The following is a 22,580-nucleotide window of genomic DNA, read 5'->3' as shown; positions in this document are numbered from 1 at the left end:
AATTTTTTTTGACCAAATCTGCATTTTTTAATAAAAATCAGAATGAATAAGTGGACACATTTTTATGACGTCTTTTCAAAAAATAAGCTTTTACGGGTAAACACTAAGTAGTTTCTTGTAGGATGTTAAACGGCGGGCCTGCCTAAAGCTCTCACGGGTTGTATAAAAATGTGACAAGCCGGTGACAGCGGTATTTATGCTAAAGAAAGTGCTGCAACTGTCAAAATGCATCTGTACTTGCTTGCTATTAATATCATCAGGCAGGTCGTCTTGTATTCATTCTGTTGCAACTTTCTGCTTTCACTGTTGTTTGGCTGATGTTTTGAAATGATACATTCTGACCGGCTTATCAAATAGATCAATGCTATTTTTCATGTGTTGGCAGCAACATGCCGGGAACGCTGAATAACAGTTCAAATAGCAGCAATGCGGGGCAAAGGGAGAATAACTGCCGGAAAGAAGCATTGAATTCGTACAGTAAATCTGGATCTTTATGAAGATATTCAACAACGTCAATTGGAAATGGAAGTTCTCTGTAGTATGTGCGTGTCTGGTAGCAGTATACAGTTTCCGGCAAAAAGAAGGGCTCCATGTTGCATCCCCGGATGCGGTCATTATGAAGTATACGGCACCACCGCTTCCGTCAAGCTTTAGTTTTGCTGGTGAAGCTGTGCCGCTGCAGGATACAGAGATAAGGGAGCAATGGGATAGGGAAGTGCTGTATAATTATTATCAGCCGAACTCTATCTTATATATCATCAAACTTTCTAAAAGATACTTTCCGCAGATAGAAGCTCAGTTAAAAAAGAACGGGATCCCGGAGGATATGAAATACCTGTGTGTTGCGGAATCGAATCTCCAGCTATTGGTGTCAAAAGCAGGTGCTGCCGGGTTCTGGCAATTCATGCCTTCTACTGCGCCTGGATTTGGGCTGGAAGTGAATAGTTATGTTGATGAACGATATCACATTGAGAAGTCAACTGAAGCGGCATGCAAATATCTCCGGAAAGCTTATGAACAACTCGGCAGCTGGACCGCCGCTGCGGCATCTTATAACTGCGGAATGGGGGCCTATGCCGGCCAGGCTAATTTTCAAAAAACGCGTAATTATTATGACCTGCTGCTTCCCGAGGAAACCAACCGCTATATCTTCCGGATCCTGACATTTAAATATTTCCTCGAACAGGCAGATGGTCTCGGATTTATCATCGGACAGAGCGATGGCTACCTGCCACAACAATTCCCAACGATCGAGGTCAACTCTTCCATACCCGATCTGGCAGCCTTTGCTACCGCACATGGCAGCAATTACAGGTTGCTTAAACGGCACAATGCATGGATACGGGGAAAAACACTTCCAGTTCCACCGGGTAAAAAGTATACACTGGTGTTGCCATCCGTCAACAGGTAAATACAATTATCAGGGTATTTTTCTTACTCGTCAATGGATTAGAGGATCTGATAATTAACTGGCATAGATCTTCCAATATATGAGCAATCACAAATTGTATTTATGAAAAGAATATCTCTATTGCTATGCCTTGGTTCAATGATCGTGTTCTCCTGCAACAACGAGGGAAAAGATCCGGTTGAGAAAGCTGATTCTGCAAACAAAGAAGCAAGGACAGATACTACGACGATGGCGCCTGCACCGGATGCCGGAACGAGTACCTTCCTGGTGGATGCAGCCAACAGCGGTATGGCGGAAGTGGCGCTTAGCCGACTTGCCCTGGAAAAGTCCTCCAATACGTCTGTTAAACGTTTTGCCGACATGATGGTTTCAGGTCATTCTGCTGTAAATGACCAGGTTAAAGAAATTGCCGTCCGTAAAAATGTGGTACTTCCGTCTGATGTTTCAGAGGAAAACAAAAAGAAAGCGGACGATCTGATGAAGAAATCAGGAAAAGATTTTGATAAGGAGTACATCGATGTAATGATCAAAGATCATGAAAAAGCGATTGATCTCTTTGAAAAAGCATCAAATAATGTAAAGGATGCAGAAGTGATCTCATTCGCAACAAACACACTCCCGAATCTCAGAAGTCATCTCGATTCGATAAAGGTCATTAAGAAGAATTGGAAATAACCTTTCAGTTCTAATGGAAAATCCGGTGTCAAAAGCACCGGATTTTTTGTGTGTGTACGATAATTAAACAGGATCGTAACCGTCAACAGATATTTCAGGGTAAACCCGGAGTTTGATGGCATGCCATTTGCAACTGTATTTACTCTTTCTTTAAGTATTCCAAAATCAACATCTACGCTTACAAGATAACCCGGCAGTAAAGCTGCTTACCGTTATCTCCGTCCTTAAGGGAATAATAGATAAGTCATTTCGATTTATTGTTTATGCCTTTGTTGGGATGAGGCGGGCTGATCTGAAGAATCAGTACAGATCACCATAATACTTAAGGATCATAGACGGCTGGTTAAGGAGTGGTTAATGATGATTGATGAGATGGCCGTTCTACAACCGGATAATCCCTGTGCGAGACGAAATCACGTCAACGCTGAAACATATATCCTGAAAAACACACTGCTTTGGAAACTTTAAAACTTATTATCTGTATGAAATCAGCGCAAAAGAACACAGAAAGCCCGGGCATACGTAGCCTGGTCGTGTACAAGAAGGAAACACCATTGGCTCTTCGTGTGAGAAAGTCGGATCCTTCTATCCATTATCCAAAGATCATTATGCCGGAGCAGCCCTTGCGATACATTAAAGCAAGAAGGCACGAATGCTGGTAATTAAAGATAATGGGTCCCGGAAAGCCGGGACCTTTTAATTGATACTCCTCTTCCCGTGGTGAAAGCTAAAGTATCCCTAACGTTAAAGTTTTAGCTGGGAAAATGTTTGTTGAGAAAATGTATTAGTTTTATCCCTCATTGATCCGACCTCTTAAAAGTCCCCCAATATTTTACCCCTTACTGTGTTCCTGTATGCTCAGCATACCTGACCGGTTTTCCGTTTGTGGCATCTGACGGAAAAGAAAAACACTCGCCATTCGATCGCTTGTATTATTGTATAATCGGACCGCGGAGTTTCAGGCTGCGGTTCAGGCTGGTGTAATTTTATTCAGAAAATGAACAAGATCACAGTTTTATTGGTGGATGACCATCGGATGATGATGGAAGCATGGGCCATTGTATTAGGGCAGCACAAGCAGTTCAAAGTGATAGGGCAGGCGACGGTGCCGGATGAAGCCCTTAAAATGGTAGAGTCCGAGCGGCCTGAAATAGTCCTGACAGACATCAACATGTCTCCCATTGATGGATTTACCCTCACCGAAAAGATCCTGGAACTATCCCCGGAATCAAAAGTTATCGGTGTTTCCATGCATAATATTCCTCTGTACGCAAAAAAGATGTTGCGGATGGGCGGAAGAGGGTATGTTACTAAAAACTCCTCAAAAGACGAGCTGATCAGCGCCATTCTTGAAGTGCACGCGGGCAATATCTTTATCTGCAAAGAGATCAAGGATATTTTAGCCAATGAACAGCTGGACGAGAACCATGACATGATGCGGATCTATTCGCTCACGGAAAAGGAGCTGGAGATCATTGCCTGCGTCAAAAAAGGTCTTTCTTCCCGCGAGATCGCCGAACTCAAAGAAGTGACGCTTAAAACAGTTGAAGTTCACCGCTATAATATTCTGAAAAAACTGGGGCTGCCGAACACCGCGGCGCTGGTGAGCTATATCCAGTCCAAAGGCCTTTGACGCGAATTTGCAAAATGACAAGAGCCATCCCGCTGCAGCGGGATGGCTCTTGTCTTAGACGTCTGTTTGTTAGAATTTAATGGGGTAGTGGAGATCTTACCAACTACTGGATGAATTTAAATTCCACCCGGCGGTTCATAAATCTGCCTTCAGGATTGTCACGGCCGTTAATTGTTTCGGCTTCGAGCGGGCAACATTCGCCAAGGGCCCTTCCGCTAAGACGCGTCCGGCTTATGCCTTGTTGCTCAAGGTAAATGATAACCGCATCCACTCGCTCTTGCGCCAGCCTGAGGTTATAGGCGGCACTTCCTTTAGCGTCCGTGTATCCGTTCACTTCCACTTTCATGGAAGGATCTTGATTCATTAATTCAGCAAGTCTGTCGAGGTTGTTGAAATATTCATCATCTACTAAAGACTTGTCGAATGAGAAATGCACAACAGGCTGGAATGATCCTGTGCCGGACTTTCTTTGATTTCGTCCGACCCTGCCTGATTTGCCTGGCGCAGCTACCGGTACATTTACTGAACCGGATTGACGTTCGGTCATGTCCCTGGTTACCGAAGGGCCACCTGTGTTTGCAGATGTTGTTCCCTGCAGTATCCTGAATTCCACCCTGCGGTTTATTGCACGGCTTTCGGGATGATCCAATCCGTCAACGATCTCGCTGACAACGGGGGAAGACTCACCATATGATCTGCCGATCAACCTGTCTGTGCCGATACCTCTATCGCGCAGGTAGTTGATACATGCATCCACTCTCTCCTGGGCCAGACGGAAATTGTAATCCTCCGTTCCGAAGGCATCCGTATGGCCGCTTATCTCAACTATCATTGATGGGTTTCTCTCCATGATCCTGATCAGTGTATCTAAATTATGATGATACTGTTTCTTTAAAAAAGATCTGTCAAAGTCAAATCTTGCGATCAATACGGGATCGTACCGTTCTCCCGGAGGTCTTTCCGGCGGATCTTTTCCTTTATCAGGTTTAAAGATCTCGTCCGCTGGATCCGGTGGTTCACCCACATCAGGATCAAAGATCTCATCTGTGGTCAGTAATACATCTTTATTACTGATACTATCCCGCCCCGTCAGCATCACCACCACATAACTGCTTGTATCAGTTTTGTAAGTTGGCTTCTGCGCAACGATACTGTACCGGGATGTATTTCTTAATTCAAATTGATAGAAACCCAGGCTATCTGTTTCTCTGATCAGGATCACATTCCCTTCTTTTTTAGGGTCTGTGATCAGAATAGCCACATGAGGGATAGGTGTGCCCGTTTTCTCGTCCACCACTTTCCCTGAAATGTATTGAACATTGTCGGATACTACCGCAAACAGGTCGAGGCAACAATCCGTTTCACGATCAGAGCTTAGCCAGCCAGTATTCCACAGGTTGTCTTCATCCGTTCCTATATAATACTGATCATCTTTTGATGAATTCACCGGCGCTCCGGGATTCACGGGATGATCCCAGGTAGCAGACTCAATAGTTCCCTTCGATGCATAGATATCAAAGCCGCCCATCCCAACATGTCCGTTACTGGAGAATACAAGGCTGGTAGATGCAGGGTGATACCAGGGAGATGCTTCATCATTCGGTGTATTGATAAAGATGCCCATGTTCTGAACAGACACCGCCTCCAGTGAAGCATTCAGTTTAGCAAACCAGATATCGTATTTACCAAAGCCGCCTTTCCTGTCTGAAGAGAATAACAGGTATTTCCCATCAGGCGTGACAGAAGGTTGTGTACTGTTCGACCCGTCAAGATTCACCGGTGCCTTCAGCTTTTCCGGTGCAGACCATGAACCATCTGTACTTCTCTTTGATGTGTAAATAGCGGAAGAGATTACACCGTCTTCTTTTGTCCAGCGGGTAAAGAAGAGCTGTTGTCCGTCCCGCGTAAGCGAAGGGAGGCCGTTATTAAATCCGGGTTCCTCGGGTATATTCACCAGCTTAGCCGTTTCGCGGATATTTCCGCTATCGGGTGCGCTATACAATCTTGCGGAATAAGCAGGGTTGCCGTGATACATTTTACTGCTATCCACAAACACTGCAGTGAAGAAAACTTCTTTTGCAGAAGAAGTTGCGAGGGCATATGCCGAAGTATTGGCGGCGTTTGCTTTTCTTGTTACAGTAAATACACTTTGTTTTTTTGTTTCCGTTTGAGAACGTATATACCGAAGGTTGGCGAGCTCCCTGTCAGCGGCTTCCATCCACTCGTCTTTCGCATCACGCGAGTCCCGGAATTCAGAGATAACTTTTAAAGCTTCATCATATTTCTGATTTGTTCTCAATGCAACACCATACCAGTATTGACTGGCAGGATAGGAGCTAAGTGAAAAAGAGGAAGCTTCTTTATACCATTTTTCGGCTTGTTTAAAATCATTATGTAAACGATAACTTTCTGCAAGACGGTATATAGCCCCCTGCCGGGACACCGTACTTTCCATTGTTTTCTCGCCCTTCTTTCTGACAGCAAAGGGACTTGCAGATGCCCTGCGCGGGTCCTTGCCACCGGCGAGGAACTTCTCATAATACTGAGCAGCTTCATAGTAGTTCTTTTCATTGAACAACTTTTCAGCTTCTTCAAACAACGCCGGCTCATTGTTTTGCGCATGCAGCGCCCCCATACCCAGCAGCAGGCAGGATATGAGGCCATACACAACCCTTGCGAAGGCTGTTTGTGGTATGGCTGACCGGTGAATGATTTGGTTACGCATAGGACTCTCTCAAACTATTTTAAAAACGTGGACAGTAGAATGGTTTTGTTTTTATCTCCGAACTACCTCCCCATCCAACATAGGAAAATGAGACTTCGAGGCTATTGCGGCTGATAAAATTCTGGGTCTTTGCTGAGGCATTCACATCATAGCTCATCCCGAAAGTGAAGCCTTTATGATAGAAACCTACGAACGGGGCAAGTGCATCATCTACACGAAGGTTTGCGCCGAACATAATATCTGTATTCGCTCCACCATAGAACTGTGCATATGCGCCTACCATTTTCTCCTGGGCATTTCCCTGGCGCATATAAAGAAGGTTAGGAACCAGATCAAACATGTCGGAAATGTAGATCCGCGCACCGGCATGTGCACTATATCTGATCGGAAGCTTTGTTTTCTCTCCGCCACTGATGAACGGATCGGTTGGTCGTGTGAGGTGAAACGTTGAAAACCCTCCGAACAATTTTATTTTATTGTCAGGATTGCCATTATAATAAGCGATACCAGCTCCTGCATCAAATGAAGAAACAGATGGTTTGTAAAAATTTTCAGAAGTGATGGAATTGGGGTCAAAACCAAGTCCGGCCACCCATTGATCACCAAATTGCAATTTGCTAACATTGAAGCGGCGGTTGATAAGACCAGCCTGTACAGCCATTACCACCTGGTGATGGCCAAAGCGAACACCTGTGTAAGCGAAGTTGGCATATCCGGTTGTATAATTATAAGCACCGTCTGAAGATGACTGATGCATCAGGTTTATCCCAACATTCAGATTCTTATTGGTAGGAGCTTCGGCGGAGATCCCCTGGGTAGAAAGGGTGCCGCCATACTGACTTCTCCATACGGCGGAAACTCTGTAGTCGCCTTCTATAGCACCAGTTAATGCAGGGTTCAAAAACATAGGCTGAATGAAATACTGCGAGAAATGCGGATCAACCTGTGCGTTGGTCACACCGCGTGAACCGATAACGGTCATAACGACCGCCACAGCCTTCAGCAAAGTATTTTTTTTCATTCAATTGGTTTTTACAGGACGTTATTGGATTCTCTTTTACCGTACGAGATTTACTGTACCTCGTTTTGTTACGGTCGTATTATCAAGGAAGGTGACCTTTACTCCGTAAGGATACACACCAACCGGTTGTGCTTTCCCTTTGTATATGCCATCCCATCCTTTATTTACATCTGTTGTCTGGTACACCAGTTCTCCCCACTGATTGAACACTCTCATCTCGATAGACTTGATTGATGAGCCGTATGGTTTAAACGTATCATTCTTTCCATCATTGTTCGGTGTGAACGCATTGGGGATAAAGAAATCTTTACCACCCGGCTCAAGCTCCACCAGCAGGCGTGCAGTATCAAGGCAACCATCAGCAGACCGGCCGATCACGGCGAAGGTCTGTGAGCTGTCTTTGATAATGAGAGACTGCGCGATGGCTGTCTGTGCAGAGAAATTCGCTTCAGGTTTCCAACCGATAACATTATAAGAACTATTCGCGCCAGATGTCAGTGTTAATAGCATGCCTGGCATGATCGGGTTTGTATTTGCTGTGAGTGACATTTTGAAATCTCTCACCTGAACCTGTACTGTTGCTGATACAGAACATCCCGCCGCGTTTGTTGCAACAGCTGTGTAAGTAGTTGTTGATTGCGGATAGACTATAACGCTATTACCGGCTCCGATATTTTGCCATGTAATGGTATTTCCGGGAGACGAAGCACTCAACGTAACAGCCTCGCCGCGGCAGATCGCTGCCACATTCGCTATACTGATCGTTGGGGTTGCACTGATCACAACGTTTACGGCTCTTGCATCAGTCTGACATCCGCTTGCCGTATTCAATGCGCGGATATAATACGTTCCGCTTGCAGTGATCGCAGATGCGTTAGTCAACGGCGTTGTACAGGCCGCGTCCGAGAAATACTGGTAAGTAAGACCAGCAGTACTTCCGGCAGTGATGGCAGCAGCCGTCAGATCAACTGTTGCGGGGATACATGCAGGAACCGGATTCGTTACCACCAGTACCGGAGCCGGCATAATATTTACATCAGTAGAAGTCGTATTACTGCAAAGACCATTATTGAAGCTGTATGTGATAGTATAAGTGCCTGGTGTACTTGCTGACACATTGATCGCTCCTGTAGTGCTGTTCATGGACAGACCTGACGGTGATGATGAATATGTTCCGCCTGCAAGGCCCGTCCGCGTAACGGTGCCTGTTCCTCCTGCACTTACGCAGAAGGGAGCGCTGTTGTAAGCAATGGCGGCAGTTGGTGTAAGATTTACCGTAACGACTACTGCTTCGATATCAGTCACACAGCCCGCTGCGGTTGTTCCCTGCACATAATATGTTCCACTTGTTCCGATGGCATTCGGTGAAGATAATTTGATCAATCCTCCCGGATCGATAAAGTAATTATAAGTCAATCCCGGAGTACTGTTTGTTGTGATCCCTGGCGCAGTGATATCAACAGTGCCGGGCGCACAAACGGCTGCGGGGTTGGTAATGATCAGTACCGGCAGAGGGCTGATCGTAACTGTCGCATTTGCAGTGGCGCTGCAGATGCCATTGCTGAACGTATAGGTAACTGTATATGTTCCCGGCGTGCTTGCAATGAGATCAATTGCACCGGTGGTCGCGTTTATTACAAGACCGGTTGTTGAGCCGTAGATGCCACCGGTTTGGCCGGTTTGTGTAACGCTGGCTGTAGGACCCTGGGCAGCGCAATACGGAGATCCGTTATAAGAGATATTTGCCACTGGCAACGGATTGATCGTTACTGTCACAGCCTGTATCGATGAACGGCAACCTGCAGGAGTGACTCCCTGTATATAATAGGTGCCGCCTGCATTAACAGCATTGGGGTTACCAAGGGCGATGGTCCCTGCTGCATCTGTGTAATAATTAAAAGAAAGGCCTGGCGTACTTCCGGCAGTTACGTCCGCATGCGTCAGGTCAACAGTAAGTGGTGCACAAACAACTGCAGGGTTGTGGATCACAAGAGTGGGGATCGACGCAATCACTACCGATGTGGTAGCGGTGCTGCTGCAGGTTCCATTGCTGAAACTGTAAGTGACAGTATATGTGCCAGCCGTGCTGGTCGTGATATTGATAGTGCCCGTCACGGGATCAATGGACAGTCCCGCGGAAGAAGTGTACGATCCACCTGCCTGACCTGTTTGTGAAACAGTTGCAGTTCCTGCAGTGCAGAACGGACTGCCTGTATAAGAAATGCTGGCAACAGGAGCGGGGTGGACGGTTACCTGTACAGGTCTGATCGTTTTGCAGCCGCCGGCATTTGTTGCTTCAATATAGTAAGTACCGCCTGCTGCAACCGCTGAAGGATTGGTGAGCGGGGTTGTTGCAGTTGCGTCAGTGAAGTATGCATATGTAAGACCGGATGCGCTGCCTGCGGTGATCGATGCAGCTGTAAGGTTAACAGTTGCAGGCGCACATACAGGTGCCGGATCAGTGATCACTAACACCGGAGGTGTTGCAATGACGATGTTAGCGGTGGTTGTTCTTGAACAGGTTCCATTGCTGAAGCTGTACGTGATCGTATACGAGCCCGGAGTGCTTGCGCCAAGATCTATCGTACCTGTCACAGGGTCGATGATCAATCCTGCACCAGAGCTGTATGAACCGCCTGTCTGTCCGGTCTGTGTTACCACCGCGTTACCTGTGTTACAGAAAGGAGAGCCAGTATAGCTGATCGTTGCAACCGGTAATGGATTGATGACTACATTGACGGCCCCGATAGTCGTTACACAACCACCAGGAGTGGAACCCTGAATATAGTAAGTGCCGCTCGCGGAAACCGCTGACGGATTGGTCAGTGCTGTAGTACCGGAGGCATTCGTGTAATAGCTAAAACTTAACCCGGACGTACTGCCTGCTGTGATAGCCGGGTCGGTGAGATCTACAGATGATGGCGCGCAAACCGGTGCCGGATTGTTGATCACCAGTACCGGCGCTGATACGATCGTAACCTGCGTCGTAGTCGTGTTTGAACAGGTTCCGTTACTGAACGTATACGTTACTGTATATGTTCCGGGCGTACTTGCTGCTATATTGATCGCACCCGTTGAAGGATGGATGGATAAGCTTCCGCTTGCGCTATATGTACCACCTGTTTGCCCTGTTTGCGTTACAGTTCCTGTTGATGCGGTTCCCTGGCAATAAGGAGAGCCGGGATAATTGATCGACGCAACGGGAGCCGGAACAATTGTCACCACTACAGGAACTATGGAAGTGAGACAGCCCGAAGCTGAATATCCCTGAATATAATAGGTGCCGCTGACAGATACGGCGTTTGGATTTGGCAGTGCGGTTGTTCCCGCCGCATTGGTATAATAGTTAAAGCTTAGACCAGGAGTGCTTCCCACGGTAACCGCAGCCAGCGTTAGATCAGCCGTTGCAGGTGCGCATACCGGTGCCGGGTTATGCGTTACCAGTGCAGGAGCTGCTATGATCGTGATCGTAGTCGTTGTTGTATTGCTGCAGGTGCCGTTGCTGACAGTATACGTGATGGTATATGTTCCCGGTGTGCTGCCGCCAAGGTTGATCGCGCCTGTTGAAGGATTGATGCTCAAACCAGCGGTTGAGCTGTATGTACCACCTGTCAATCCTGTCTGGGTTACTGATGCAGTACCGGTTACACAGAATGGAGCACCGTTGTAAACGATAGAGGCAACAGGTGCAGGAGTGATCACCACATTGACCGGTCTTACCGGAGTTTTACATCCGCCTGAAGAAGTTCCCTGAATATAATAAGTGCCGCTTGCAGCAATTGCCGAAGGGTTTGTCAGCACGGCTGTGCCAGCCGCATCAGTATAATACTGGAATGTCAGTCCCGCATCGCTTCCTGCGGTTACCGCAGCTGCTGTAATGTCGACAGTGCCCGGAGCGCAAACAGGAGCGGGGTTAGTGACCACCAGATTCATAGTTGCGCCGATCACTATCGTCGTGATTGCCGTATTTGAACAGGTTCCGTTGGTGAATGAATAGGTGATCGTGTAAGTTCCGGCTGTACTCGCGCCAACATTCACAGCTCCCGTTGCAGGATCAATAGACAAGCCTGGGCCTGCGCTGTAAATTCCGCCTGAATGACCTGTACGCGTGACCGGCACGATCAGTGTTGCAGATCCCGCTACACAGAACGGTGAACCTGCATAAGAGATCGATGCGACAGGCAGGGCATTGATCACAACCGTTGTGCTCGCCGTATTGGTACATGTTCCGTTTGTAAAACTATAGGTAACAATATATGTTCCCGGAGTACTTCCTGCAATATTGATCGTTCCTGTTGCCGCATCAATTGATAGACCTGTTGTCGAACTGAAGCTGCCGCCAGTCTGCCCGCTCTGAGTTACTGCTGCAGTATTGCCGCCACAGAAAGGAGAACCACTGTAAGAAATGTTTGCAAGAGGTTGCGGATTGATCACCACCGTTACCGGTTTGATATCAAAACAGCCTCCGACCGATGTGCCCCTGATATAATAGGTGCCACTCATTGATATCGCGGAGGGATTTGCGAGAACAGCGGTTCCCGCGGCATCAGTGAAATAGGTGAACGTCAATCCTGCTGTGCTGCCCGTTGTAATTCCCGCCAGTGTGATGTCGACAGTAGCTGGTGCACAGACAGGGGCGGGGTTCGTGATCACAACTACCGGAGTACCTGTCTGGCCTCCTGCATAGTTGAAAGTAGATGTATTTTGCGAAGCAACAACTACTTCAGTGATCGGGCAGGTTACGCCTGTTTGTGAGCAGACACCGCCGTAACGGATCACTGCTTCTTCGGTGATCGTCGAACTGCTTCCCGTAGGGTAAGTTGGAGCTGCTGTAGCGGGCACACGAACAGTCGCGGTAAATACAACCGAATCTCCCGCTGCCACACCGGCACCCATCAGGAAGTTATAGTATCCTCCGGTCAAACCGGTATAGCTTGCTCCCGCGGGATCATGTGTGAAACTGATCGACGCTGCATCCATCTGCCATGGAGAAGGAAGTGTAACCCTGAAGCCATCTGCAATGGTTGTTGGCAACGGTCCCTGGTTAATGATCTTGAACTTATATGTAGCCACAATATCTCCGGTTGTACAGTCGAGCTGGCCGGTTGTCGTGACCGAGCTGACACTGTATACATTCGTGTATTGAGGAATTCCATTGATGGTGATCTTCTGGCTTTGTTGCTGGGTTGCGCTGGTCACTGTACCACAGAAAGAACTGCCGGTAGACATAAAGCGGAAGCTTCCGCCACTGCCAAACCCGCAGGCTGTTGTTAACCCGAAACGAATCCTGAAACCTTCCGTTGAGATCAGCTGTGCGATCTCTGAAGACGGAATGGTGAATACGATGCTGTTTGCGCCAACATTGACCTGCGCATCCGGGATAGAAATGTAGGATCCACTGCCCGCAGGATATTCCAGGCGGTATGAGCCTGGCACGTAGGTGGTTCCTGAGGCAGGAAGGAATGCGGTAACGGTAAGTCCGTGTACAGCAGATGAACCTGTATTGATCGTTTCGATCTCATAGGTCAGCACATCACAGAAATCGTGTGTTGAGCCAGCCGGTTCCGTGATGATAGAGGTCTGCAATGCCGGATGAAGCGGTATCACGGATAGCTTCATTTCTTTTTTATATACGGCAGAGGCGACGTTAGCCGGATAGCCAACGCCAGCGCAATCATACCAGTAGGCAAGTTGCATGCTGTCTTTCTCGCAGCTCGTGTAGGTAGCATTGATGCGGTAATAGTTACTCGCCTGGTTCAATGTACCCAGTTGGTATATACCTGCTCCGGTTGGAGAAAGTGTTGTGGTCACAAATCCGCCGGGACCGCTGAGGCGTTGTATGCTTGTGATCGTAATGCCTGCTCCGCTCGCTTTTCCCATCCATACGCGTGTTGCCTGTGCGATGGTTGGGTTACTGATCTGGATCTCCCAACTGATAGTGGCATCGTTAGAGGTCGGTGTTGTATTTGCTGTGCTGGCGATGATCTCAGGTGCGATCAGGAAAATGCTGTCCTTCCCATTATAGGAAGCAGGCGCGAAACCCGTATTAAAACCAGGAGTGGCGATCTGGCTCATGAAGAAGAGAGCTTCTGAAGAAGCCGGTGCTTCACAACCCGGTTTGATGGTCACATTCAAGACGAGACGATGTCCCTGGTCACCTGCCGGAAGCGTTCCATTCTGGAAAAGATTACCGGCATTAAATACCAGCGGATTTGCGGAAGCACTGACCGGTGTCACCGGAACTGTCAATGATGCACTGGTTCCAACACCAGTAGTATAATAATAAGTTACGGTGGCTGCTACATAATCGTAATTCGCGGGAACGGTATAGCGGAGTTCGTTATAAACACTGACAGGCCTGAATTCATTGATAAATGGCTTGCTGCCCGCGGCGGCTCCGCCAATAGACAAGTAATGATCCATTGAGGTGACAACATTACCATTGCCTACCGAAGTATAGGTCTGGTTGCCGCCTGAACCGGTCTCATACCCTACGAGCGTGATCTGTCCCTGTATATTATTACCACAGGTATAGTGATCGGCGGGGGAGGAAGGGTTAGGGATATCACTTAAGTAGAACCCATTTTTTACTTCTACGGGAAAATAACGCGAGCCGGGGTTTCCGGTCACTTTATAATACATGTATATGACAACCGAATCTCCGTCCAGGTATTCGCCATAGCCTGGCATCATTGGTGTGATAGCGTCCAGGGTGGAGATGCTCGCATCGACCCTGCGTGTAGTGCCGGTACCCTGGATCGGTACATTGTTCGCAATATAAAAAGGAGTTGACTGACCCCATGCGAAGATCTCGACCCGCGCATACAGGTTTGACAAATAGGTTGAACCGGTGGTAAAGGTGTCAACGGCGTAAGCATACTGGAAACTCGGGGAAGAGGAGCCTCCTGTAATGGCTCCATTAAATACGGCCACGATGGTGTCTCCCGGCATTGCAAGTCCTCTCCGGATCCTCGAAGGATCTGGAACACCTGCTTCAGCTATACCATTATTATCATTATCCGCAAAGCCAACATTGGTGCGCTGTAAAGAAAAATCAGCAAATGATAACCCGCCTCTGACATCGCATGCAGGCTGAGGACAGGCAAAACTGATGCTCGATGTTGTAGCGAAAAGCGACTCTTCTGCAGGACAGCTTGCTGTACTTTTCAGGAAACTGCTCAAGGTAACAGTGTTTCCCGCGCCTGCAGTATTGCAGTCGAGGATCATGTTATTGAAGGTCAGAACGGCATTATGCAGGGTATTCAGAGGGAAACCGGGTGTGACGGTGTAGCTTATCTGAACCTGGTTAGTACCTGTATTGTAGCTGAAAGAAGAACCTGTAGCGAGAGCATTTCCTGTTACAGGATGCCTCAGCTGGATGTCTGCGGCGTTTCCGCTGAAATGGATCTTTGCCGGAAGCTGCAACTCAAAACGGATGGAAGACGCGTCCGCTCCCGTGCTGGTGTACAAACCAGCTTGCGCAACCGGGAACCGGTAAGTAAATGTATATGACTGACCAGGGACCATTGTAGCCGGCAGGGATGCTTCGGGTACGATCTCGGTTGAAACCGGGTTACGGAGAAGCGAAGAAACGGCTTCCGTTCTTCCGCCACATGGTGCTTCATAATCATAGCGCAACAGGGTTCCGGCGGCAACCAGTGGACCATTCACGGCCACGCCGACCGGACAGTTCTTTTCGGTATATCTTATGAATATAGTATCGCCCGGATTGATTACCGGGATATTGAAGGTCAGATTACTGCTGGATGCGCCAAAACAAGCAGCAGGAGTGCTGAAATTTGCCGCCGACGTTGAAGTCAGGGCGGCCCAGCTGCCGTTCACCCCGACCTTAAACTGGAATGCAGTGAATGCGGACTGGGACGAAACAGGTGCGCCAGCATTAAAATGCTGAAGAGCTGCGGGTTGCTGAGAGGCTGTCGAAAACAGGTTCAGTGAAAGATCATTCAATCTTACACTTCCGGTATTTGTGAGTTTTAATACCTGAGCATAGTCAGTGCCCCGGCATTGAAGCGCAAGCAGCTCGGGAATGAGTTTGAGTGAGGGAACGTATGAGTTGTTGACGGTTGCGCCGGCTGTAGCTTTTCCGCTTACATTGTTTGTCATGCATGGCACACCATCACACCCAAACCAGGTAGCAAACCTGCTTTGCAGGTTGCAATTGCTGACCATGGTTACGTTCTCAATCAGGGTTATACTTTGTCCCTGGGCTAATTCTCCACCGATCAGGGTGAAATTTGTAAGTGTATCGGATCCGAAGGTCTGCTTGCTGGTCAGGAATGTCCAGCCGCCGCTCACCGAGATCCCTTTGATTGAAAGGCCGCTTCCGCTCGTATCCGTAAGGTTTACTCTTGAAATAGATCCCAGACCATTGTTTGTAATGGTAATGGTCCGTGTATAATTGTCGCCAGCAGCTCCAAAATAGCTGGTGTTAGTGATATTAGTGATTGTAAGTGAAGCGCTCCGGGTATTGAAGCTGTTGCTCGTAACAGTGGTTGAAGGGCCGCAGGGGGAACTGAAAGAATATGCCGCCTGGTTATTAACAGCAGTTCCGGCACTCAATACCGCACAATTTGCGTAAGCCTGATAGCTGATCTCTGTAAAGCCCGGTGCGGCGGGAACAGATTGAATAGTGAGCGTAGCCGTATTTCCCGAAACAGAAGTTTCAGTTACCGAACCACTGCCAGCACTCAGCGTAGCTGAGCCGGCGAAATAAGCATAACCTGCCGGAAGACTGATGGTCAGCGTTCCCTGTGTACAGGCACTTGATCCTCCAACAACCCTTACCTTGAATACGGCATTACCATTACACACATTGACGGGCACGGCTGGTGCTCCGAAGTCCGGTTGAAGAGTTTGAGCTCTTGAAGGCGTAAGGTTTAAAAGGAGGCCCAATAATAGTATGGGCAGAATTCTTGTCATGGTTCGGGTAGATAATGGATAACAGGGATCTATGGAATAAGTGGATATGTACCAGCAGATTGCCAGGATGCCTAAATACTACCAGCTTGCTTATGGTGTTCAGATTCCGGGATGTCCGGGTGAGGTTTGTTTGCCGAAGAGGCCTGGTGGTGCCTGATAGGAAAGGAGGGCAGTGTAGTTTTGTTTCATGTTTTTCTGGATTTTGGATAGTGAATTTCTCATATAAAGAAACTCATTAGTGTATTATTAAACAACTGAAAAAGCCTGATTATTGTATGAAGTGCCTGAAAGAGGGTATAAAATATATGGAAATACTTATTTCTTAGTAAATAAACCCCTAAAACCATGACTTTCTACCTCAATCCGCTCCCGTGTAAAAACGTATGTTTCCCAGTAATTTGTACGCAATTATTGCAGATTTTACCGGAATAAAGGCATGTTTGTCTTTCAAAGGAAACTGCTTACAGGCAAGCCTTTCCTTAAACCGGAGCAGGTATTTGTACTTGGGCAATAACGGCATGGCACAGACCGAATGACAATGAGGTTATAACTACGAATAGAGCTTATACGGGCATCAAATGAAAAATCCCGATACCTATATCGGGGTTTTACGATCTCAAACCGCTCCAAATATCGTTTTCCACATATTTTTCACATGGAACACTCGATTTCTCTGAAACCTTTATCAGACGCGGCTTTCAGGCTTATGTGCTGGAAATGACAATGGTAATAACTTTTTGATCAGTTGATATTTGCCGAATTAATGAGGAAAAAGTTGTCGCGGAACGCTTTCGGATTTATACTCTTTTTGCGAAGGAAGATCCTGTTGAAGTAGGCCATATTTTCAAAGCCGCAGCGATAAGCGATCTCACCCACCGGCAGATCTGTTCCTGTAAGCAGCGCGCATGCCCGGCCAACCCTGACCTCGTTCACGTAGTCTGAAAATGTCTTGCCGGTTGCCCGCTTAAAGAACCTGGAAAAAGCCGGCAGAGATAAATGAACCAGAGCCGCAGCTTCCTCAAGGGTCAGTTTCCTGTCGAGATTGCGGAGAATGTAGCGCCCAACCTTATTGACCCTGTTCTCCATATCATTTCCTGCTGACAGGCTAAAGTTTTGGGATACAAGGGTTTTTTGATTTTGTCGGGACAATTGCTCAACTGTACTGAATAAACGTAAAAGCCGCTCCGGTCCGGGCAGTTCCGGCAATTGTGCAAGTTCGGGTAGACTATCGGGAAAGAAAAGGCCCCTGCTTGAGGTTGCCAGCATTTTGGCAATAGCGGACATTTCCGGAAGTTTCAGAAATGGGCTGGTCAGCTGCTCTGAAAATTGTATCACCACGGCAGAGCAGTTCTTTTCCTCCGTGTCGCTCACCCAGGTGTGCGGAACGGACGGTCCTATAAGTATAAGGTCTCCCGGCCCGAAGTTTTCATGACTATCACCGATCAATCTCTTCCCGCTTCCATTCAGTATCAGGGTTAATTCAAATTCAGGATGGTAATGCCATTTGAATTCAAATGCCGGCACGTCCATCCGATAGGCCAAAAATGACTGATCTCCCTGTTTGCTTGGAATATTCTCAAAAAATGGCTTCATAATACATTTTGAAGTGTATCTGGCTTGTAATTTATGAAATCGCGTCAATATAGTATCAAAACTAGGCTCAATGATATCATTGAATTGGTTTGTTGATGGGTAAGTTTACCAAAACAATTGCTATGGCCTTAATGACAGATCTGATCAGGCTTGATCTTGCCGCTCCATTTGCATTCACTGCGGATCAACTCAAATTCTACCAGCACAATCGCTTTATCAAACTCAAAGAGGTTCTGCTGCCCGAAACTATCCTATTTTTTAACCAGGTGATCACGCGGCAGGTCGAAGAGATGAATGGTGTCAAAACAGCCATCTCGGAACGTGATACCTATGGAAAGGCATTTCTGCAGCTTTTTAACCTGTGGAGGGAAAATGCAGTTATTAAAGAACTCGTTTTCAGTAAGAAGCTGGCGAATATTGCAAGCGTGCTCATGCAAACGGAGGGAGCGAGGTTGTATCATGACCAGGCGCTTTTCAAAGAAGGCGGTGGCGGCATAACCCCCTGGCATGCTGATCAGTATTACTGGCCGCTCGAAACGGACAAGACGATCACCGCGTGGATTCCTTTACAAAAAACGCCACTGGAAATGGGGCCGCTGGAATTCAGTGCCGCGAGTCACCAGATCGTTGAGGGCCGGGAGCTGGCAATTGGGGATGAAAGTGAGCTGGTGATGCAGAAACGTTTAAAGGTTACCGACTTCAGGCATGTGATCGAGCCTTTCGATGTGGGGGAGATCAGTTTTCATTCCGGATGGGTATTCCATCGCGCGGGAGCAAATATCACTGCCGAAGTGAGAAAGGTAATGACGATCATCTATATGGATAAGAACATGAAGCTGAAAACGCCGCAGAACGAAAATCAGGTAAATGACTGGCATACCTGGTGCCCGGGCGCGATACCCGGAGAGATCATCAGGTCTCCATTAAACCCGGAACTAAGCTGATATTTATTTAAAGTAAAATTCTAGTAAACGATCGTTTTGAATTGTGCAAATCGGTTTTTATTATTTAGTTACAGCTGCTTGTTTAAATAAAATTAAAGTATGAAAAAGGGTTTACTTCTACCGATAATTGCACTTCTCATTTTTGTTGATATTTATGGGCAACGACAGGTTCAAGAGCGATTCCAGCTTTTTCCTGTCGGCGATATAAAACCGTCCGGCTGGCTGAAAGATCGCCTGAACCAGGATCTTGCAGGATTTACCGGCCGCCTGGATAGCCTTGTTCCCGACCTTATTTTGAAGGACGATATTTATGGGAAAGACCGCCTTACCCGTAAAGTAAAGTCGAAGGAGTTGGGAGCGGTTGGCGAGGCCGGAGACTGGCAGGTCCAGCTTTTGTGGTGGAATAGCGAAACGCAGAGCAACTGGTGGGATGGTTATATCCGTTCGGCCATCATGACCGGAAGCCCGCAACACCTCCGGCGCGTCAAAGATCATATAAACCGGATCCTCGCTACTCAGGATGAGGACGGATATCTCGGGATCTACGACCGTGAAATGCGCTATCGATTTGATTATGAAAATGGAGAACTCTGGTCAAAAGCCACCTTGCTCCGCGGATTGCTGGCCTGGTACGAGTACTCAAAGGATCCAGCTGTACTCCACGCCGCTGAACGGGCGGTGAGAAATGTAATGACCAGTTACCCGATTGATAAGTCGCACCCGTTCTATTCTACCAAACCTGATGTTGGCGGGCTTTCTCATGGCCTTATGTTCACGGATGTTCTGGAGTCACTTTACCGTATTAATGGCGACAGATCCTTGCTCAGGTATGCGGCATTTTGCTATGCAGATTTTTCAGCGCAGAACCTGAACGAAGACGCCCGTCTCTCCAAACTTCTCGACCCGTCGCTTCCCTTAAAAGGTCATGGCGTTCATACCTATGAGCATTTACGTTCTCTGGCTGCGGCTTATCAGGCAACAGGCGATATGCAGATGAAGACTGCCCTGGCCGGTTTTGTCCAAAAGATCGAAAAAACGACCACTCCAACGGGCGGCCCGGTCGGAGACGAATGGATCGGCGGCCGGCCTGCAAATTCAACCGACCGGGGTTATGAATACTGCTCGCTTCAGGAATTAATGCACAGTTACCTCGAACTTTATCTGAAATCGGGGAACGCGAGTTTTGCAGAAAAAGCCGAGCACCTGTTCCTGAATGCGGCCCAGGGGGCTCGTCATCCCCGGGAAAGCTGTATCGCTTATCTGAAAACGGACAATTCCTATTTTATGACAGGGGGATTGAACGGCGACACTTCCATTAAGACACAAACCCGTTATAAATATTCTCCCGCCCACCAGGACGCCGCGGTGTGCTGCGTGCCCAATGCCGGCAGGATCACTCCTTATTTTCTGCAGTATGCATGGCTGAAAGATGGCCAGAACCTGGTAGCCAATCTTCTGGGGCCGGTGGAACTTACCACAGTGATCGGAGGCAAGAAGATCGAAGTGCGGGAGGAAGTGTCCTTTACTGACAAGCAGACGGTAAAGTTCACCGTCAGCGGTAACGGTGCTAACTTCTCGCTCATGATCCGGAAACCATCCTGGGTGAAAAAGTATCATTCCAGTGTGCCTCTCACCGAAAAAGATGGATATCTCATTGTTTCCAGAAAATGGACGGGCGGCCAGGTAGTCGAGCTCAGCTTTGAGCCAGCTATCGAAACCCATAGGGACAATAATGGAGAATATTACTTCAGTTTTGGACCATACGTGCTGGCTCATCCGATTTCGGCAACTGCGGAGGTTAGCCGCTCATTCCCCATTCCGGGGTTTTCGGATCTGAAGTATAAGCCGAATGATCTTCTGATCTATAAATACAGTTCCGGAGAACTTCCACTACCTGGTGAAAAAAGTGGCAGGTTCCGTTTGAACGTTCTCAACCCGATCTCTGGGCAAAAGGAGACTATCAACCTTGAGCCTGTGGGCAACACCATCCTCCGCCAGGTGACCTTTAAAGCATACTGAAAGCAGCAGATCGTATCAGATCAGCGGGATCTTCCCTTCATTCCGGCTGGGCTATGGGCCTGTGTCCGATCGCTGTTTTTCCCATTCTCCGTTCATCCTCCATAAATTAACGGTAGATGAACGGAGTATGAACGGAAGATGGCCAGAAAAAAACAGGTTATGGTCCGAAAAAGAGGAGGATACATAGCAGGCTGGAGACGACATCTAATTCCCCAGGAATCAGCGACATTCCCCGGAAGTCGGGCAGGCAAGCCCCGTTCACCACATCAGCGACTATACTCTTGTTCGTTATCGTCCATTCGTGCCAATTGGCGATTCGCCTAAATTATCGCCCATTCGTCCTAATTCGCGATTCCTGTTTTATTTTTGCGCATGCCCCTTTACATCGCTTCGCTCAATTCCGGATCCAATGGCAACTGTTACTATATCGGTAATGACCAGGAAGCTGTATTGGTGGATGCAGGGATCTCCTGCCGGGAGATTGAAAAAAGAATGAAGCGGCTTGAGTTGGAAATGGAAAAAGTAAAAGCTGTTTTTATATCTCACGAACATGGCGATCATATCACGGGAGTGGTAGCTCTTTCCAGAAAGTATCAGCTGCCTGTTTATATCACATCCGCTACGTTGACCAGCAGCAGGCTTCCGCTGGAGTCGTCACTCGCTCATTCATTTCTGCATGAACAACCAGTGAGTATAGGTCAGTTGCTTGTCACTCCATTTCGCAAAGCGCATGATGCGGCAGATCCGCACAGTTTTGTTGTAAGCAGTGACGGGATCCATATCGGGGTCCTTACCGATATAGGAGTATGCTGTGCTGAAGTCAAAAAATATTTTTCTAAATGCCAGGCCGTTTTTCTTGAAAGCAATTATTGTGAAACAATGCTCGAAAACGGCCGCTATCCTTATCATTTAAAAAAACGGATAAGAGGAGGGAATGGTCATTTATCCAACACAGAAGCGCTTGACCTTTTTGTTCGTTACAGAAGCAGACACCTTACGCACCTGATCCTCTCACATCTTTCAAACAATAATAATGATGCAGATCTGGTGAATCGCCTTTTCTTAGAGAAAGCAGGCGACACAAATATTGTGGTCGCATCCAGGTATCAGGAATCTACCATTTATAAGATCGATGCTGTAACATCATCTGCTATTTCATTACCTGCATATACAGTAGAGCAATTTGTGCCAATGCAGCTCTCATTATTTTGATCGCCGTCGTTGCTCTTCCTGTGGTGGCATATACGATGGTCTGCCAATAAGAGCCAGCTTCACAAACGTCGTTCATACACTTATTCTTTTCCTTGACTTGTGATCTATTGCAGGCATAATTAAACATTTTATGAATGCATAAATCGGAAAATTACGAAGTAGGATTTCTTATTAAAATATATCTCATATATAAGACTATTTGATGACAGGATAATAGCGCTGATTACAATTATGCTATATCAAAACACGCAACTGTTATTTAAACTACATATCAATCATAATGTGTTCTATATTTTAAAGCATGTGTATGATGTTACTTTGTATTGTCAATGACGAAACAGGTTAAGCACTGATGCATACCTGAACAATATCCGAAAGAAACCCGTATCCAATCCCTTTGAAAAACA

At 47.3% G+C, this 22,580-nt stretch carries 11 protein-coding genes; 7 read left to right on the top strand and 4 right to left on the bottom strand.

What is annotated here, in order from left to right; all coding sequences use genetic code 11:
* Positions 1 to 493 precede the first annotated feature (493 nt).
* The 4 genes from LZZ85_RS22400 (at position 494) to LZZ85_RS22385 (ending at position 3,719) form a co-directional block, all read left to right on the top strand.
* A complete protein-coding gene (locus LZZ85_RS22400) occupies positions 494 to 1,411 on the top strand; it encodes a lytic transglycosylase domain-containing protein (protein ID WP_237875601.1) in 918 nt (305 codons plus the stop codon).
* 102 nt (positions 1,412 to 1,513) lie between these two features.
* Positions 1,514 to 2,086 carry a DUF4142 domain-containing protein gene (locus LZZ85_RS22395; protein ID WP_237875600.1) on the top strand — a complete coding sequence of 191 codons (573 nt, stop codon included), beginning with the start codon at positions 1,514 to 1,516 and terminating at the stop codon, positions 2,084 to 2,086.
* A 482-nt stretch (positions 2,087 to 2,568) separates the two neighbouring features.
* Positions 2,569 to 2,748: a hypothetical protein gene (locus LZZ85_RS22390; RefSeq protein ID WP_237875599.1), complete on the top strand. Its 180-nt coding sequence runs from the start codon at positions 2,569 to 2,571 to the stop codon at positions 2,746 to 2,748.
* A gap of 335 nt (positions 2,749 to 3,083) precedes the next feature.
* Positions 3,084 to 3,719: a response regulator gene (locus tag LZZ85_RS22385; RefSeq protein WP_237875598.1), complete on the top strand. Its 636-nt coding sequence runs from the start codon at positions 3,084 to 3,086 to the stop codon at positions 3,717 to 3,719.
* Positions 3,720 to 3,822: 103 nt separating this feature from the next.
* On the opposite strand, the gene LZZ85_RS22380 is transcribed toward LZZ85_RS22385, so the two are convergent.
* From LZZ85_RS22380 to LZZ85_RS22365, 4 genes are all read right to left on the bottom strand, one after another.
* The gene (locus LZZ85_RS22380) at positions 3,823 to 6,444 is read right to left on the bottom strand and encodes an OmpA family protein (protein WP_237875597.1); all 2,622 of its coding nucleotides are present in this window, start codon (positions 6,442 to 6,444) and stop codon (positions 3,823 to 3,825) included.
* Between the two features lie 19 nt (positions 6,445 to 6,463).
* Positions 6,464 to 7,465: a PorP/SprF family type IX secretion system membrane protein gene (locus LZZ85_RS22375; RefSeq protein WP_237875596.1), complete on the bottom strand. Its 1,002-nt coding sequence runs from the start codon at positions 7,463 to 7,465 to the stop codon at positions 6,464 to 6,466.
* A 36-nt stretch (positions 7,466 to 7,501) separates the two neighbouring features.
* Entirely contained in the window at positions 7,502 to 16,405 is an 8,904-nt protein-coding gene (locus LZZ85_RS22370) for an Ig-like domain-containing protein (protein ID WP_237875595.1), read from the bottom strand.
* 741 nt (positions 16,406 to 17,146) lie between these two features.
* Positions 17,147 to 17,998, bottom strand: coding sequence for an AraC family transcriptional regulator (locus tag LZZ85_RS22365; protein WP_237875594.1), 852 nt, complete (start codon positions 17,996 to 17,998; stop codon positions 17,147 to 17,149).
* A 122-nt stretch (positions 17,999 to 18,120) separates the two neighbouring features.
* Between LZZ85_RS22365 and LZZ85_RS22360 the strand changes: the two genes are divergently transcribed.
* The 3 genes from LZZ85_RS22360 (at position 18,121) to LZZ85_RS22350 (ending at position 22,173) form a co-directional block, all read left to right on the top strand.
* Positions 18,121 to 18,942 carry a phytanoyl-CoA dioxygenase family protein gene (locus LZZ85_RS22360; RefSeq protein WP_237875593.1) on the top strand — a complete coding sequence of 274 codons (822 nt, stop codon included), beginning with the start codon at positions 18,121 to 18,123 and terminating at the stop codon, positions 18,940 to 18,942.
* Between the two features lie 99 nt (positions 18,943 to 19,041).
* Positions 19,042 to 20,961 carry a beta-L-arabinofuranosidase domain-containing protein gene (locus LZZ85_RS22355; protein ID WP_237875592.1) on the top strand — a complete coding sequence of 640 codons (1,920 nt, stop codon included), beginning with the start codon at positions 19,042 to 19,044 and terminating at the stop codon, positions 20,959 to 20,961.
* Between the two features lie 372 nt (positions 20,962 to 21,333).
* A complete protein-coding gene (locus LZZ85_RS22350; RefSeq protein ID WP_237875591.1) occupies positions 21,334 to 22,173 on the top strand; it encodes an MBL fold metallo-hydrolase in 840 nt (279 codons plus the stop codon).
* Positions 22,174 to 22,580: the final 407 nt, after the last annotated feature.

The organism is Terrimonas ginsenosidimutans (assembly GCF_022012415.1).
GTDB classification, from domain to species: domain Bacteria; phylum Bacteroidota; class Bacteroidia; order Chitinophagales; family Chitinophagaceae; genus Terrimonas_A; species Terrimonas_A ginsenosidimutans.
This window is presented reverse-complemented; position numbering and strand designations above follow the sequence as displayed.

What these genes read in the sequence shown, in the direction of transcription:
- LZZ85_RS22355 (WP_237875592.1), top strand. Translation starts at nt 19,042, where the DNA reads ATGAAAAAGGGTTTACTTCTACCGATAATTGCACTTCTCATTTTTGTT.
- LZZ85_RS22350 (WP_237875591.1), top strand. Translation starts at nt 21,334, where the DNA reads ATGCCCCTTTACATCGCTTCGCTCAATTCCGGATCCAATGGCAACTGT.
- LZZ85_RS22395 (WP_237875600.1), top strand. Translation starts at nt 1,514, where the DNA reads ATGAAAAGAATATCTCTATTGCTATGCCTTGGTTCAATGATCGTGTTC.
- LZZ85_RS22360 (WP_237875593.1), top strand. Translation starts at nt 18,121, where the DNA reads ATGGCCTTAATGACAGATCTGATCAGGCTTGATCTTGCCGCTCCATTT.
- LZZ85_RS22365 (WP_237875594.1), bottom strand. Translation starts at nt 17,998, where the DNA reads ATGAAGCCATTTTTTGAGAATATTCCAAGCAAACAGGGAGATCAGTCA.
- LZZ85_RS22390 (WP_237875599.1), top strand. Translation starts at nt 2,569, where the DNA reads ATGAAATCAGCGCAAAAGAACACAGAAAGCCCGGGCATACGTAGCCTG.
- LZZ85_RS22385 (WP_237875598.1), top strand. Translation starts at nt 3,084, where the DNA reads ATGAACAAGATCACAGTTTTATTGGTGGATGACCATCGGATGATGATG.
- LZZ85_RS22375 (WP_237875596.1), bottom strand. Translation starts at nt 7,465, where the DNA reads ATGAAAAAAAATACTTTGCTGAAGGCTGTGGCGGTCGTTATGACCGTT.
- LZZ85_RS22380 (WP_237875597.1), bottom strand. Translation starts at nt 6,444, where the DNA reads ATGCGTAACCAAATCATTCACCGGTCAGCCATACCACAAACAGCCTTC.
- LZZ85_RS22400 (WP_237875601.1), top strand. Translation starts at nt 494, where the DNA reads ATGAAGATATTCAACAACGTCAATTGGAAATGGAAGTTCTCTGTAGTA.
- LZZ85_RS22370 (WP_237875595.1), bottom strand. Translation starts at nt 16,405, where the DNA reads ATGACAAGAATTCTGCCCATACTATTATTGGGCCTCCTTTTAAACCTT.